The organism is Streptomyces gamaensis (assembly GCF_042656465.1).
Taxonomy (GTDB): domain Bacteria; phylum Actinomycetota; class Actinomycetes; order Streptomycetales; family Streptomycetaceae; genus Streptomyces; species Streptomyces gamaensis.
This window is the reverse complement of the sequence record NZ_JBHSPB010000015.1, coordinates 112,523-126,920: the sequence shown is the minus strand read 5'-3', so window position 1 is coordinate 126,920 and position 14,398 is coordinate 112,523. Positions and strand designations below refer to the sequence as shown.

Genomic DNA, 14,398 nt, shown 5'->3' with positions numbered 1-14,398 from the left:
GCCCACCGACCGGGAACGACTCCGGCGGCCCCGGCCGTGCGTCCGCCCGACGCCCGTCACGCGTCCGACATCCGCCCGGGGACGGGCGCACGGCCGCGGCTCAGTTGTGGCCGAAACGCTTCTGACGGCCCTTGCGGGCCAGGTCCGCGGGGGTGACCTGGGAACTCCGCTGCTCGCTCGGCGACTCGATCGAGGACTTCCGCTCCTGCTGCTGACCGCGTTCGGGCGAACTCGCCTTCTGCTGCGTACTGCGGTCCTGCTTCTTGTTCTTGGCCATGCTCGTGCGCCTCCACTCGGGCTGACCCCCCTGCTGCGACCACCCTGGCACGCCCCGGCGAACCGTGCATTTCGGGTAATTACCGTGCGTGACAAGTGCACTTGCCCGGCGCGGCCCGTGTCCGCCACGCCGAAGATCCAGTTCGGACTGATAACCCCCGCGCGGTCGGGCAGACTCCAAGGCAAAGCCGAGGACTTCCGGGGCACGCCCGTGCCCGGCAGCAAGACGACCGCAAGAAGACAGCAAGCCGACACCGACAAGACAGCCACACGACAGCGACGGAAGAAAGAGGGTGGAACGTGGACCGCTGCGTCGTCCTGGTGGACGCCGGGTATCTGCTGGGCGCCGCCGCGAGCCTGCTGGCCGGGGAGCCCGCCCGGTCCCGCATCACGGTCGACCACGCGACCCTCATCCAGGGGCTGCGCGAGCGCGCCGAGACCGAGACCCAGCAGCCCCTGCTGCGCATCTACTGGTTCGACGGCGCCCCCGACCGGGTCCCCCAGCCCGAGCACCGCCGGCTGCGCGTGATGCCCCGCGTCACCGTCCGGCTCGGCGCCCTGACCCGCAGCGACGGCCGCTGGGCCCAGAAGGGCGTGGACGCCGCCATGCACGCCGAGCTCACCGAACTCGCCCGCAACCGGGCCGCGTCCGACATCGTCCTGGTCACCGGCGACGGCGATCTGCTGCCGGGACTGATGTCCGCCAAGGAGCACGGCGTCGCCGTCCACCTGTGGGCCGTGCAGGCCGCCGACGGCGACTACAACCAGTCCGAGGACCTGGTCGCCGAGGCCGACGAGCGCCGCGTCCTGGACCGCGCCTGGATCACCCGGGCCGTACGCGCCAAGGAGCTCACCGGCGTGTGCGCCCCGCCGCCCGCCCCCCGGCCCGAGATCGCCGCGATCCTCTCCGCCCCCCTGCCCGAGACCGCGGCGGCGGCCGCGGCCGCCGCGGGCCGCGGCGGCTCCGCCCCGGCGGCCGCCCGCAACGGCTCCCGCCCCGCCGCGCCCCCCGCCCCCGCCGACGGCGAGGACGGCGGCGAACAGGAGAGCGCCCCCGCCGCCCGCAGCGGCGTCCCCACCCCCAAGGACCTCGCCGGCCTGGCCGGCCGCGACCGGCCCGGCCCGGACCGGCCCGCCGCCGGCCAGGGCGGCGTCTCACCGCTGGCCGCCAACGCCACCCTGCGCTGGTCCTCCGACAAGGGCTGGGTCGAGCGCGGCACCGGCCTCGGCGAACCGGCCGAGACCGCCTCCCTGCCCATGCTCGCCCAGCTCACCAGCGCCGAACAGCGCTGGGCCGACCGCGAGGAGGACATCACCACCGTCGGCGGCGACCCCTTCGAGGTCGGCCAGGTCTTCGCCCGCCGCTGGACCGAGCGGCTGACCGACTCCGTCCACCTGCAGACCCTCTCCAGCGAGTACCCGCGCATCCCGCACCGCATCGACGGCGAACTCCTGCGCTACGCCGCCCGGTTCGGGCTCCTCGCGCACAAGGACGACCAGATCGACGAGCACGACCGGTACGCGATCCGGGCCGGCTTCTGGCGCGAGATCGACGCCCGTACCGCCGCCGAGCACGCCCAGGCCGGGGACTGAAGCCGCCCGCCCCGACGGCCGGTTCCGGCGGGGCGGGGCCCCGGGGCGAGCGGGGCGGGCCCGGGCGCGTACTCTCGTGCCTCGTGAGTACGGCCGCGAAACAGGATGGACAGGTGGGTAGCCGTCCGGACCGCCGCACCGTGTGCGCGGTCCGCGGACTGGTCAAGACCTACCCCGCCGCGCGCGGCCGCCGCGGCACCCCCGGCACCGAAGCCGTACGGGCCAGCGACGGCATCGACCTCGACATCCGGCGCGGCGAGATCTTCGGGCTGCTCGGCCCCAACGGCGCCGGCAAGTCCACGCTCGTCCGCCAGCTCACCGGACTGCTGCGCCCCGACGCGGGCCGCATCGACCTGCTCGGCCACGACCTCGTCCGCCATCCCGAGCGCGCCGCCCGGCTCATCGGCTACCTCGGCCAGCAGTCCACCGCGCTCGACGAACTCACCGTCGCCCTCGCCGCCGAGACCACCGGCCGGCTGCGCGGCCTGCCGCTCGCCGCCGCCCGCGCCGAACGCGACGCCGTCCTCGACGAACTGGGCCTGGCCCCCCTCGCCGGACGCCCCCTGAAGAAGCTCTCCGGCGGGCAGCGCAGGCTGGCCTGCTTCGCCGCCGCCCTCGTCGGCGAGCGGCCCGTGCTCGTCCTCGACGAGCCCACCACCGGCATGGACCCCGTCGCCCGCCGCGCCGTGTGGGCGGCCGTCGACCGGCGGCGCGCCGAGCGCGGCACCACCGTCCTGCTCGTCACCCACAACGTCATCGAGGCCGAGACCGTCCTGGACCGGGTCGCCGTCCTCGAACGCGGCCGGATCATCGCCTGCGGCACCCCGGCCGGACTGAAGGAACTCGTCGGCGACGAGGTCCGCGTCGAACTCGTCTGGCGCGACGCGCCACCGCTCGACGTGCCCGAGGTCGCCGCGCTGCGCGCGTCCGCGCGGGAGACGGGCCGCCGCTGGTCGCTGCGGCTGCGCCCCGCCGAGGCGCGCGCCGCCGTCGCCGCCGTCACCGGCGGGCCCGCCTTCGCCGCCCTCGACGACTTCACCCTCGCCACCCCGAGCCTGGAGGACGTCTACCTCGCGCTCGGCGGACAGGCGGAGGGCGCCGGGGGGCTGGTCAAGGCGTGAACGCACGGGCCGCCCGGCGAGCGGGCACGACGGAGGCAGAGCCGCAACGAACAGGAGCTGTGCGTGGTGAACGCTGTGACCGCTGAGGCGACCCCGTCGCGCGACGGCGGGGCCGCGGCCGCCGTCCGGGAGCGGGCCGGCGGCGAGCGGCACCGCCGTGGTGCCCCACCGCGGGGCGCGAGCGGCGCGGAGCCCGGCGGGGTCCTCGACGCCCCGGCCGGGGAGGCCGCCCCGCTCGCCCCCCGGGCACGGCTGCTGCCCGCGCTGGCCGCCGTCTACCGGGCCCAGCTGTCCCGGGCCCGGGTCGCCCGGATCCCGCTGCTGTTCGTCGCCACCTTCCAGTCCGTCGGCATCATGATCCTCATGCGGGGCGTGGTGGACGGCGGGGACGAGGCGCGCGCCGTCGTCGCCGGCTCCAGCGTCCTCGTCGTCGCCTTCGTCGCGCTGAACCTCCTCGCCCAGTACTTCGGGCAGCTGCGCGCGAGCGGCGGCCTCGACCACTACGCGACGCTGCCGGTGCCGCCCGCCGCCGTCGTGCTGGGCGCGGCCGGGGCGTACGCGTCCTTCACCGTGCCCGGCACCGCCGTCACGGCCGTGACCGGCAGCGTGCTCTTCGGGCTGCCGATGGGCCACCTGTGGCTGCTGGCCGCTGTGGTCCCGCTGGCGGGCGCGGCCCTCGCCGGGCTCGGCGCCGCCCTCGGACTGCTCGCCACCCGCCAGGAACTGGCCACACTGTGCGGCCAGTTGGGCATGTCGGCCGCCCTGCTGCTGGGCGTACTGCCCGCCGGGCGGATGCCCGGGCCCCTCGCCCTCGCCCGCGATCTGCTGCCCTCCACCTACGGGGTCGAGGCGCTCGCGCGCGCCTTCGACGCGCGGCCCGACTGGTCGCTGGTCGCCGCCGACCTCGGCGTGTGCGCGGCCGTCGGCGTGCTCTCGCTGGCCGTCGCCACGCTGGCCTACCGGCGGGCGGCCGTACGATGACGCGCCGCGGCGGGGCTCCTGCGACCGGGCCGGAGGCGTCCGCCTGGCACGATGACAGGGTGACCGCACCACTGACGCCGCACGACCAGCCCGCCGACGACGAGCCCGCCGACGCGCAGTCCGTAGCGGGGCGGTCCGGCGAGGGGGGCGACGAGGCACGCGCCCGGTTCCGGGCCGAACTGTGGCAGGCCGTGCTCGTCGCCGCCGTCGTCGCCGTCTGCGGGGTGCTCCTGGGACTGCTGTGGGTGTGGCTGGCCCCGCGCGTCCCGCTCGTCTCCGACGGCAAGGCCGTCTACCTCAAGAACACCGAAGGGGAGCAGGCGATCGGCGCGGACGGCACGTTCGCGCTGCTGGGGCTGGCCTTCGGCGCGGTGAGCGCGGCCGTGGTCTGCCTGCTGCACCGGCGCGGCGGCATCCCGCTGGTCGTCGGGCTCGCGGCCGGCTCGCTGCTCGCCTCGGTGATCGGCTGGCGGCTGGGCACGGCGCTCGGCCCCACCTCCGACGTCGCGGCCGCGGCACGCGCCGCCGGCAAGGGCGTGGTCTTCGACGCGCCGCTCCGGCTGGGCGCCAAGGGCGTACTGCTGGCCTGGCCGCTCGCGGCGATGGCGGTGCACCTGGGCCTGACGGCCCTGTTCGGCCCCCGGGAACCGGAACCCTTCCCGCAGTGGCCGGCGGCGGGCCCGACCGTCCCGGCGGAGACGCCGTCCGGCGAGGACACGGACGAGATGCCGACCGCACCCGCGCCGCCGCCCGCCGGTGAGGAGACGGGTGCGCCCGGGGCCGCCCCGGACGAGCACGCCGCGCCCCGCCGGCCCGAGGGCCCCTCGCGGACCTGACGCTGTCCGGGTCCGGCCGGACCGTTGGCCTTCGGCTACGTCGGGCGGCGGCTGTGGTTCGCGCCGGGGCGGCCCCGGGCGAGCGCTCCGTGCCCCGTCGGCCGGAGGGTCCTTCGCGGACCTGACGCTGTCCGGGTCCGGCCGGACCGTTGGCCCTCGGTTACGCCGGGCGGCGGCTGTGGTTTGCGCCGTGCCGGGTGCGCCGGGGGTGGCCCCGGGCGAGCGCTCCGTGCCCCGCCGGCCCGAGGGTCCTTCGCGGACCTGACGGCGCCGGGCCCGGCCGGACCGTCGGCCTCCGGCTATGCCAGGCGGCGGCCGTGGTTCGCGCCGGGGGTGGCCCCGGGCGAGCACGCCGCGCCCCGCCGGCCCGAGGGCCCTTCACGGACCTGACGCCGCCGGGCCCGGCCGGACCTCGGCCTTCGGCTACGCCGGCCGGCGGCCGTGGTTCGCGCGGTTCTTCCTCAGTCGCCAGCGGCGCTTGCGGGTGCGCTTCGACATGGGCGTCCCTCCCGGAGCGGACCGCACCTCCGGCGGCCCGCCTCCAGAGGTGATAGCCGAACCCGGCAGAGCCGTCCAGGGGCGCGGACCCCGGCGCGTACGCGCGCCGGCGGCGGTCAGCCCCGCGCGATGGGCGCGATCACCGCGCCCGTCAGCGCCGCCAGGTCCTCCGGCGACAGCTCGATCTCCAGGCCGCGGCGGCCCGCCGAGACGCAGATCGTGGGATGGGCGCGCGCGGAGGCGTCCAGCGCGGTCGGGAGCCGCTTGCGCTGGCCCAGGGGGGAGATGCCGCCGCGTACGTACCCTGTCGTGCGCTCGGCCGCCGCCGGGTCGGCCATCGCCGCCCGCTTGCCGCCGACGGCCGCCGCCAGCGCCTTGAGGTCGAGCGAGCCCGACACGGGCACGACCGCCACCGTCAGCGCGCCGTCCACCTCCGCCACCAGCGTCTTGAACACCCGCGCCGGATCCACGCCCAGCGCCTCGGCGGCCTCCGCGCCGTAGGAGGCGGCGGAGGGGTCGTGCTCGTAGGAACGCGTGACGAAAGCGGTGCCGGACGCCTCCAGCGCGGCGATGGCCGGCGTCCCGCCCGGCGGCTTCTTCCGGTCTTTCTTGCTGTCCTTCTTGCGGTCCTTCTTGCCCTGGTTCTTCACGGATTCCTCGGTCAGTTGGGGCTCGTCGGGCGCCGCGTGAGATCGGCGGCGGGCACCGACGGCAGCTTGCCGATCAGCGCGGTCTCGGCCCGCAGCAGCCGCAGCTCGTCCGCGAGCCGGCTGGCCGTGTCCGGGGCCTGCAACAGCCGCTGCCGCACGGGGGTGTCGAGCATCGCGGAGGCCGCCACGAGATAGGAGAGCTCGGAGGGGACGTCGGGCAGCTCCGCGGGCCCCACCAGCGTCCGCTCGGCGGCCCCCGCCAGCCGCTTGCGGTACGCCCCGAACGCCTGCCGCACCCCGGCGGCCAGCGCGCCCGCCTCGTCACCGGGGATCTCCGGCAGCTCCTCGACCTCGGCGACGAGGTAGGGACCGGAGGCGTCCACGGACTTCAGCCGGAACCGGGTGGTGCCGGTGGCCAGCGCCTCGTACGTGCCGTTCGCGCGCCGCCGGATCGTCGCCGCCTCGGCGACACAGCCCACGGAGTAGAAGGCCCGCATCGGATCGGGCCCGAAGCCCGAGGCCGGGCCCGGTTCGGCATGCTCGCCGGACGGCAGACCGGGGGCGGTCGGCGCGACCTCGTGGCCGTCGCGGATGGCGACGACGCCGAACCGGCGCCGCTCGTCCTCCGGCAGCGCCGCCAGATCGCGCATGAGCGCGCGGTACCGCTGCTCGAAGACGTTCAGCGGAAGCAGCAGCCCCGGGAACAGCACCGAGTTGAGCGGGAAGAGCGGAAGGCGCGCGGTGGTCACAGCCCGTAAGCCTAATGGCCACCGCAGCGGCCCGGACCGGCCGTCACTGCCGCCGCAGCAGCCGGGAGGCCCCGGCCGCCACCGTCGTCGCCAGCATCCAGCCGAGCAGGGTGAGCACGGTCACCAGCCACTGCGCGAGCCCGCTGGGCTTCCAGGCGTGGCTCTGGCCCAGGTCGACGATCGGCAGCAGCAGGTCCAGCACATACAGCTCGGGGTTCCAGGTGGGCGCCTCGTCGTGGCGCACGGGCGGCAGCTCGTGGAAGGAGAAGTAGAGCGTGCCCAGCGCCCACAGCACCGTCAGCCATAACGCGGCCCGCCCGGTGCGGTAGCCGTAGGCGACCGTCCAGTCCTGGAGATAGCCCCACGCCTTGCCCGCGAGCGGCAGGGTCTCGCGGCGGCGGCGCTGCTTGGCGAGCAGCACCTCGCGGGCGCTGCCGTCCTCGCCGCCCTCGCGCAGCACGCCCGCGAGGCGCTCGTACGGCTCCGGCGCGTACTCCGGGGTCGCGGCGGCGACCCAGGCCAGCCGGCCGGAGAGCGGGAAGTGGCCGACGGGTATCAGGTGCTCGTAGGAGAAGCCCGCCATGGCCAGCCCGCCGGGCCCGGGCCAGCTGGTCTCCCGGTCCACGAGGTTGACCACCCGCGCCCCCGACAGCACCACGCGCCCGCGCTGCGGCGCCTCGCCCAGGAAACGCAGCTCGGGGGTGTGGATGCGGCGCAGCGACAGCTCCTGGCCCTCCTCCATCACGAACCGGGCCTGGGTCAGGTCCACCGCGTCACCGAACCGCCCGTCGTCGAGCCGCACCCCGCCCTGGCACTCGAAGGGCTGGACCCGCGTCCCGCGCGCGGGCGTGGTCGGGGTGCCGTACGGGGGAGTGGCGCCGCCGGCGAACGGGGAGCCGCCCACGCCCGTCGCCGTCAGATACAGCGTGCGCTCCACCGTCAGCTGCGGGGCGTTCAGCGCCCGCCGCCCGAAGGGATTGCTGAGCGTGGAGCCGCGCAGGCTCAGCGAGACCCCTATGGTCGCGCCGCGCAGGCTCAGCTCCCCGTCGGAACGCATCAGCTCCGCCTGCATGTCCTGCCCGACGCTCATACCGTCCGCGGAGATCGACAGCCCGTGCCGGTTGCGGCGCACCAGCAGCTGGTTGAGGAGCAGGTCCGTGCCGATGCGGGCGTCGGTGAGCCTGATCCCGCCCGGCACCACGCAGCGCGGCAGATGCAGATCGCCCTCCGTGCGCAGCCGTGCCGCCTCGATCCGGGGGATCGCGCAGCCGATCAGCCGCAGCGTGGTGAACCGGCACTCCGGCACCAACAGCTCCTGCTCGAAACGGCAGTTGTGCAGTTCCACGTACGGCACGACCGTGCCGCCCGACAGGTCGAGCAGCCCCGCTATCTGCACCCCCTCCAGCTTCAGGGCCGAGACACGGCCGGGCTCGGCCGGCGGCCCGTCGAGCAGCAGCAGCGCCACCACGTGCGCGCGGACCGTGCGCTCCGGGCCCCAGGACTGCGGGACGCTCGGATCGTTGTGCTCGGAGTGGGCGGCGCGCAGATCGTACGTACGCCCCTGGCGGAACGCCTGCCACAGGCCGCGCTCCACCTCGGTGAGGTCGAGCCCGGCGGGCGGCTGCCCGCTGTCTGCCCCGGTCACGCCCGTACGCCCCTCTCCGCCGCCGTGCGCGGCGCCCGTCGCGTGTACCGTCCCCATTCCCGCTCGGTGACCACCCGAACACCTTTGGTGAGAGCTGCGTACCAGTGAGCGGTACGGGGCGCGGTGCGCCGTGGCGGGTCTGCGACAATTGACGGCGTGATCTCCCGAATCGATCTGCGCGGTGCCGTCTCTTCCGACGCCGGCATCGACCGCGACCTGCTGCCCCGAGCCGAACTCGACGTCGAGGCCGCCCTGGAGAAGGTGCGGCCCATCTGCGAGGACGTGCATCATCGCGGCACCGCGGCCCTGATCGACTACGCGGAACGCTTCGACGGCTGTGTCATCGACCGGGTGCGCGTCGCGCCCGAGGCGATCGCCCGCGCCCTCGACGGGCTCGACGCGGACGTGCGCGCCGCGCTGGAGGAGTCCATCCGCCGCGCCCGCATCGTCCACCGCGAGCAGCGCCGCACCGACACCACCGTCACCGTCGTGCCCGGCGGCACCGTCACCGAGCGCTGGGTGCCCGTCGAGCGCGTCGGTCTGTACGTGCCGGGCGGCCGCTCCGTCTACCCCTCGTCCGTGATCATGAACGTGGTGCCGGCGCAGGAGGCCGGGGTCGGCTCGATGGCCGTCGCCTCCCCGCCGCAAGCGGACTTCGGCGGACTGCCGCACCCCACGATCCTCGCGGCCTGCGCCCTCCTCGGCATCGACGAGGTGTACGCGGCGGGCGGCGCCCAGGCCGTCGCCATGTTCGCCTACGGCACCGAGGAGTGCCGCCCCGTCAACATGGTCACCGGCCCCGGCAATATCTGGGTCGCCGCCGCCAAGCGGCTCCTCAAGGGCCGGATCGGCATCGACGCCGAGGCCGGCCCCACCGAGATCGCGATCCTCGCGGACGCGACCGCCGACCCCGTGCACGTCGCCGCCGACCTGATCAGCCAGGCCGAGCACGACCCGCTGGCCGCCGCCGTCCTCGTCACCGACTCCGAGGACCTGGCCGCCGCCGTCGAGGCGGAGCTCAAGACCCAGGTCGCCGCGACCAAGCACGTCGAGGACCGGATCGTGCCCGCCCTGTCCGGCCGGCAGTCCGGCATCGTCCTCGTCGACGGCATCGAGCAGGGCCTCGCCGTCGTCGACGCCTACGGCGCCGAGCACCTGGAGATCCAGACCGCCGACGCGGCCGCCGTGGCCGCCCGGGTACGCAACGCGGGCGCGGTCTTCGTCGGCCCGTACGCGCCGGTCTCCCTCGGCGACTACTGCGCCGGCTCCAACCACGTCCTGCCCACCGGCGGCTGCGCCTGTCACTCGTCCGGGCTGTCCGTGCAGTCCTTCCTGCGCGGTATCCATGTCGTCGACTACACCCGCGACGCCCTCGCCGAGGTCACCCACCACGTGGTCACCCTCGCCGAGGCCGAGGACCTGCCCGCCCACGGAGCCGCGCTCAAGGCGAGGTTCGACTGGAAGGTGCCGAAGTAAGTGACCGGCATTGACGATCTCCCCATCCGGGACGAACTGCGCGGCAAGTCCCCGTACGGAGCGCCCCAGCTCGACGTGCCCGTACGCCTGAACACCAACGAGAACCCCTACCCGCTGCCCGAGGCGCTCGTCGCCCGGATCGCCGAGCGGGTCGCCGAGGCCGCCCGCCACCTCAACCGCTACCCCGACCGCGACGCGGTCGAGCTGCGCACCGAGCTCGCCGAGTACCTCACCCGCACCGCCGGGCACGAGGTCGGCACGGCGAACGTGTGGGCCGCCAACGGCTCCAACGAGGTGCTCCAGCAGCTGCTGCAGACCTTCGGCGGGCCGGGCCGCACCGCGCTCGGCTTCGAGCCCTCCTACTCGATGCACGCGCTCATCTCGCGCGGCACCGGCACCGGCTGGCTCTCCGGCCCGCGCCGCGCCGACTTCACCATCGACGTCGAGGCCGCCGAGGCCGCCATCGCCGAGCACCGCCCCGACGTCGTCTTCGTCTGCTCGCCCAACAACCCCACCGGCACGGCCGTCGACGCCGACACCGTGCTGCGGCTGTACGAGGCCGCGCAGGCCGCCAAGCCGTCGATCGTGGTGGTCGACGAGGCGTACGGGGAGTTCAGCCACCGCCCCTCGCTGCTGCCGCTCATCGAGGGCCGGCCGCACCTGGTGGTCTCCCGCACCATGTCCAAGGCGTTCGGCGCGGCCGGACTGCGGCTGGGCTACCTCGCCGCGCACCCCGCGGTCGTCGACGCCGTCCAGCTGGTGCGCCTGCCGTACCACCTCTCCGCCGTCACCCAGGCCACCGCGCTCGCCGCCCTGGAGTACACCGACACCCTCCTCGGCTACGTCGAGCAGCTCAAGGCCGAACGCGACCGCATCGTCACCGAACTGCGCGCGATCGGCTGCGAAGTGACCGAATCCGACGCCAACTTCGTCCAGTTCGGCAGGTTCGAGGACAGCCACACCGCCTGGCAGGCCCTCCTCGACCACGGCGTCCTCGTCCGGGACAACGGAGTGCCCGGATGGCTGCGCGTCACCGCCGGCACCCCGGCCGAGAACGACGCCTTCCTCGACGCCGTGCGCGCCATTCGCAAGGAGACCAGTTCATGAACCGCGTTGGGCGCGTCGAGCGCACCACCAAGGAGACGTCCGTCCTCGTCGAGATCGACCTCGACGGCACCGGGCAGGTCGACGTGTCGACCGGCGTCGGCTTCTACGACCACATGCTCGACCAGCTCGGCCGCCACGGCCTGTTCGACCTCACCGTCAAGACCGACGGCGACCTGCACATCGACACCCACCACACCATCGAGGACACCGCCCTCGCGCTCGGCGCCGCCTTCCGGCAGGCCCTCGGCGACAAGGTCGGCATCTACCGCTTCGGCAACTGCACCGTGCCCCTGGACGAGTCCCTCGCCCAGGTCACCGTCGACCTCTCCGGCCGCCCCTACCTCGTGCACACCGAGCCCGAGAACATGGCGCCCATGATCGGCACCTACGACACGACGATGACCCGGCACATCCTGGAGTCCTTCGTCGCGCAGGCGCAGATCGCCCTGCACGTCCACGTCCCCTACGGACGCAACGCGCACCACATCGTCGAGTGCCAGTTCAAGGCCCTCGCGCGGGCCCTGCGCTACGCGTGCGAACGCGACCCGAGGGCCGCGGGCATCATCCCGTCGACGAAGGGCGCGCTGTGAGCGTCGCACGCGCGGCCGCCGGGCCGCAGACGAACGCGATGGCCGCACCTCTGCGCCGCGCGGGCGGAGAAGCGAACGAGGGGGCACAGTGAGCGGGCTGTCTGCTGCCCTGATCATCGTTGGGCTGTTCCTGGTCGGCGGCATCATCTCCTTCCTCAAACAGGGCATGCCCAAGGGCGTCGTCGTGCTGCTCGGTATCGCCGCCGCGATGTGCCTGACCGCCGGCGTGCTGCGGATCGAAGGGCTGTGGTCATGAGCGGAGACCGCAAGAAGGTCGTCGTCTTCGACTACGGCTTCGGCAACGTACGCTCCGCCGAGCGCGCCCTCGCGCACGTCGGCGCCGACGTCGAGATCACCGGCGACTACGACAAAGCCATGAACGCCGACGGACTCCTCGTCCCCGGCGTCGGCGCGTTCGCCGCCTGCATGCAGGGGCTGCGCGCCGCCCGCGGCGACTGGATCGTCGGCCGCCGGCTGGCCGGCGGCCGCCCCGTGATGGGCATCTGCGTCGGCATGCAGATCCTCTTCGAGCGGGGCATCGAGCACGGCGTGGAGAGCGAGGGCCTCGACGAGTGGCCCGGCACCGTCGAACCGCTCAAGGCACCCGTCGTCCCGCACATGGGCTGGAACACCGTCGACGCCCCCGAGGGCTCCCGGCTCTTCGCGGGCCTCGACGCCGCGACCCGCTTCTACTTCGTGCACTCCTACGCGGTGCGCGAGTGGAACCTGGAGGTCACCCACGAAGCCCTCCGGGCCCCCCTGGTCACCTGGGCCACGCACGGCGAGCCCTTCGTCGCCGCCGTGGAGAACGGCCCGCTGTGCGCGACCCAGTTCCATCCCGAGAAGTCCGGGGACGCCGGCGCCCGGCTGCTGGCCAACTGGCTCGGCACCCTCTAGCCGACGGCCCCCACCCACGTCAGGCCCCGCTCTCCCGCACTCTCCCGCACAGAATTGGCCCGAGATGAGCAAGCTCGAACTCCTCCCCGCCGTCGACGTCCGTGACGGACAGGCCGTCCGCCTCGTCCACGGCGAGTCCGGCTCGGAGACCTCCTACGGCGACCCGCTCGCCGCCGCCCGCGCCTGGCAGGCCGCCGGCGCCGAGTGGCTGCATCTGGTCGACCTCGACGCCGCCTTCGGCACCGGCGACAACCGCGAGCGCATCGCCGAGGTCGTACGCGCCATGGACATCAAGGTGGAGCTGTCCGGCGGCATCCGCGACGACGCCTCCCTGGCCGCCGCCCTCGCCACCGGCTGCACCCGCGTCAACCTCGGCACCGCCGCCCTGGAGAGCCCCGAGTGGGTCGCCCGGGTCATCGCCGAGCACGGCGAGCGGATCGCCGTCGGCCTGGACGTCCGCGGCACCACCCTGCGCGGCCGCGGCTGGACCCGCGACGGCGGCGACCTCTACGAGACCCTCGCCCGTCTCGACGCCGAGGGCTGCGCCCGCTACGTCGTCACCGACATCGCCAAGGACGGCACGCTCCAGGGCCCCAACCTGGACCTGCTGAAGAACGTGTGCGCCCGCACCGACCGGCCGGTCGTCGCCTCCGGCGGCGTCTCCTCTCTTGACGATCTGCGGGCAATCGCCACGCTGGTACCCGAGGGCGTCGAGGGCGCCATCGTCGGCAAGGCCCTCTACGCCAAGGCGTTCACCCTGGAAGAAGCCCTGGAGGCTGTGTCCGTATGAGTGAGTCCCCCGCCGAACGGCGCCTGCAGTCGGACAACCCCTGGGAAGAGACGTTCGGCTGCGCACGGGCCGTCGCGGCGGGGGACCGGGTCCTCGTCTCCGGCACCACACCCCTGAAGGACGGGGTGCTGCAAGGCGACGGCGACCCCTACGAGCAGGCGCGCGCGGCGTTCGCCAACGCCCTCGGCGCCCTGCGGGAGTTCGGCCTCGACGCCGGACACGTCATCCGCACACGGATGTATCTGACCCACGCGCGCGACGTGGACGCGGTCGGCCGCGCCCACAAGGAACTCTTCGACACGGTACGGCCCGTGGCCACCCTCACCGTGGTCTCCGGGTTCGCCGACTCGCGCGTCCTGGTCGAAGTCGAAGTGGAAGCCTACCGAGGAGCGGCGAGCACATGACCCTGGCGGTCCGAGTCATCCCCTGCCTGGACGTGGACAACGGCCGGGTCGTCAAGGGTGTCAACTTCCAGAACCTGCGGGACGCGGGCGACCCCGTCGAAATGGCCCGGATCTACGGGCAGGAGGGCGCCGACGAGCTGACCTTCCTCGACATCACGGCCTCCTCCGGCAACCGCGAGACCACCTACGACGTGGTGCGGCGCACCGCCGAACAGGTCTTCATCCCGCTCACCGTGGGCGGCGGCGTACGCACCGCGGCCGACGTCGACAAGCTGCTGCGCGCGGGCGCCGACAAGGTCGGCGTCAACACCGCCGCGATCGCCCGGCCCGAGCTCATCCGGGAGATCGCCGAACGCTTCGGCAGCCAGGTGCTCGTGCTCTCCGTCGACGCCCGGCGCACCCCCGCCGGCTCCTTCGAGGTCACCACGCACGGCGGCCGCCGCGGCACCGGCCTCGACGCCGTCGAGTGGGCGCACCGCGCGGCCGAACTCGGCGCCGGCGAGATCCTGTTGAACTCCATGGACGCCGACGGCACCAAGGACGGCTACGACACCGAGATGATCCGGGCCGTCCGCGAGCACGTCACGGTCCCCGTCATCGCCAGCGGCGGCGCCGGCCGCCTGGACCACTTCCCCCCGGCCGTCGAGGCCGGCGCGGACGCGGTCCTGGCCGCCTCGGTCTTCCACTTCGGCGACCTGCGGATCGGCGAGGTGAAGGAAACCCTGCGCCAGGCGGGCCACCCCGTGCGCTGACCCCTCACGGCGGTTCCGGCGCCCGGAACCGCC

16 protein-coding genes are annotated in these 14,398 nt (G+C 74.5%); 12 read left to right on the top strand and 4 right to left on the bottom strand.

The features are described from left to right. Positions 1 to 100 precede the first annotated feature (100 nt). Complete coding sequence (locus ACFP1Z_RS23415; RefSeq protein WP_390319098.1) at positions 101 to 277, bottom strand: hypothetical protein; 177 nt, start codon at positions 275 to 277, stop codon at positions 101 to 103. Between the two features lie 299 nt (positions 278 to 576). Here ACFP1Z_RS23415 and ACFP1Z_RS23410 point away from each other — a divergent pair, with 299 nt between their 5' ends. From ACFP1Z_RS23410 to ACFP1Z_RS23395, 4 genes are all read left to right on the top strand, one after another. Further along, positions 577 to 1,869 (top strand): NYN domain-containing protein, encoded by a 1,293-nt coding sequence (locus tag ACFP1Z_RS23410; protein WP_390319096.1) that lies wholly within the window; start codon positions 577 to 579, stop codon positions 1,867 to 1,869. Positions 1,870 to 2,009: 140 nt separating this feature from the next. Next, positions 2,010 to 2,990 carry an ABC transporter ATP-binding protein gene (locus ACFP1Z_RS23405; protein ID WP_390319215.1) on the top strand — a complete coding sequence of 327 codons (981 nt, stop codon included), beginning with the start codon at positions 2,010 to 2,012 and terminating at the stop codon, positions 2,988 to 2,990. Between the two features lie 252 nt (positions 2,991 to 3,242). Further along, a complete protein-coding gene (locus ACFP1Z_RS23400) occupies positions 3,243 to 3,971 on the top strand; it encodes an ABC transporter permease (protein ID WP_390319213.1) in 729 nt (242 codons plus the stop codon). A 59-nt stretch (positions 3,972 to 4,030) separates the two neighbouring features. Beyond that, positions 4,031 to 4,807, top strand: coding sequence for a hypothetical protein (locus ACFP1Z_RS23395; RefSeq protein WP_390319094.1), 777 nt, complete (start codon positions 4,031 to 4,033; stop codon positions 4,805 to 4,807). A gap of 614 nt (positions 4,808 to 5,421) precedes the next feature. Here the strand turns inward: ACFP1Z_RS23395 and ybaK are convergent. The 3 genes from ybaK to ACFP1Z_RS23380 are packed head-to-tail and all read right to left on the bottom strand — an operon-like array spanning position 5,422 to position 8,349. Beyond that, positions 5,422 to 5,955 carry a Cys-tRNA(Pro) deacylase gene (ybaK, locus tag ACFP1Z_RS23390; protein ID WP_390319092.1) on the bottom strand — a complete coding sequence of 178 codons (534 nt, stop codon included), beginning with the start codon at positions 5,953 to 5,955 and terminating at the stop codon, positions 5,422 to 5,424. A gap of 11 nt (positions 5,956 to 5,966) precedes the next feature. Next, positions 5,967 to 6,704 carry an LON peptidase substrate-binding domain-containing protein gene (locus ACFP1Z_RS23385; RefSeq protein ID WP_390319090.1) on the bottom strand — a complete coding sequence of 246 codons (738 nt, stop codon included), beginning with the start codon at positions 6,702 to 6,704 and terminating at the stop codon, positions 5,967 to 5,969. 43 nt (positions 6,705 to 6,747) lie between these two features. Beyond that, a complete protein-coding gene (locus tag ACFP1Z_RS23380; protein WP_390319088.1) occupies positions 6,748 to 8,349 on the bottom strand; it encodes an oxidoreductase in 1,602 nt (533 codons plus the stop codon). Between the two features lie 156 nt (positions 8,350 to 8,505). Here ACFP1Z_RS23380 and hisD point away from each other — a divergent pair, with 156 nt between their 5' ends. From hisD to hisF, 8 genes are all read left to right on the top strand, one after another. Continuing rightward, complete coding sequence (hisD, locus tag ACFP1Z_RS23375) at positions 8,506 to 9,825, top strand: histidinol dehydrogenase (protein WP_390319086.1); 1,320 nt, start codon at positions 8,506 to 8,508, stop codon at positions 9,823 to 9,825. Continuing rightward, on the top strand, positions 9,826 to 10,932 hold the full coding sequence (locus tag ACFP1Z_RS23370; RefSeq protein ID WP_390319084.1) for a histidinol-phosphate transaminase: 1,107 nt from the start codon (positions 9,826 to 9,828) through the stop codon (positions 10,930 to 10,932). Then, on the top strand, positions 10,929 to 11,522 hold the full coding sequence (gene hisB / locus ACFP1Z_RS23365) for an imidazoleglycerol-phosphate dehydratase HisB (protein ID WP_390319082.1): 594 nt from the start codon (positions 10,929 to 10,931) through the stop codon (positions 11,520 to 11,522). Before ACFP1Z_RS23370 ends, hisB begins: the two co-directional genes overlap by 4 nt. Positions 11,523 to 11,610: 88 nt before the next feature. Continuing rightward, entirely contained in the window at positions 11,611 to 11,778 is a 168-nt protein-coding gene (locus ACFP1Z_RS23360) for a hypothetical protein (protein WP_390319080.1), read from the top strand. After that, a complete protein-coding gene (gene hisH, locus ACFP1Z_RS23355; RefSeq protein ID WP_390319078.1) occupies positions 11,775 to 12,419 on the top strand; it encodes an imidazole glycerol phosphate synthase subunit HisH in 645 nt (214 codons plus the stop codon). Before ACFP1Z_RS23360 ends, hisH begins: the two co-directional genes overlap by 4 nt. 64 nt (positions 12,420 to 12,483) lie before the next feature. Continuing rightward, positions 12,484 to 13,209, top strand: coding sequence for a bifunctional 1-(5-phosphoribosyl)-5-((5-phosphoribosylamino)methylideneamino)imidazole-4-carboxamide isomerase/phosphoribosylanthranilate isomerase PriA (gene priA, locus ACFP1Z_RS23350; protein WP_390319076.1), 726 nt, complete (start codon positions 12,484 to 12,486; stop codon positions 13,207 to 13,209). Then, positions 13,206 to 13,613 (top strand): RidA family protein, encoded by a 408-nt coding sequence (locus ACFP1Z_RS23345; RefSeq protein ID WP_390319074.1) that lies wholly within the window; start codon positions 13,206 to 13,208, stop codon positions 13,611 to 13,613. The genes priA and ACFP1Z_RS23345 overlap by 4 nt, the downstream gene beginning before the upstream one ends. Then, positions 13,610 to 14,365, top strand: a complete 756-nt coding sequence (gene hisF / locus ACFP1Z_RS23340) for an imidazole glycerol phosphate synthase subunit HisF (protein ID WP_390319072.1) — start codon at positions 13,610 to 13,612, stop codon at positions 14,363 to 14,365. The genes ACFP1Z_RS23345 and hisF overlap by 4 nt, the downstream gene beginning before the upstream one ends. The last annotated feature ends 33 nt before the right edge of the window (positions 14,366 to 14,398 follow it).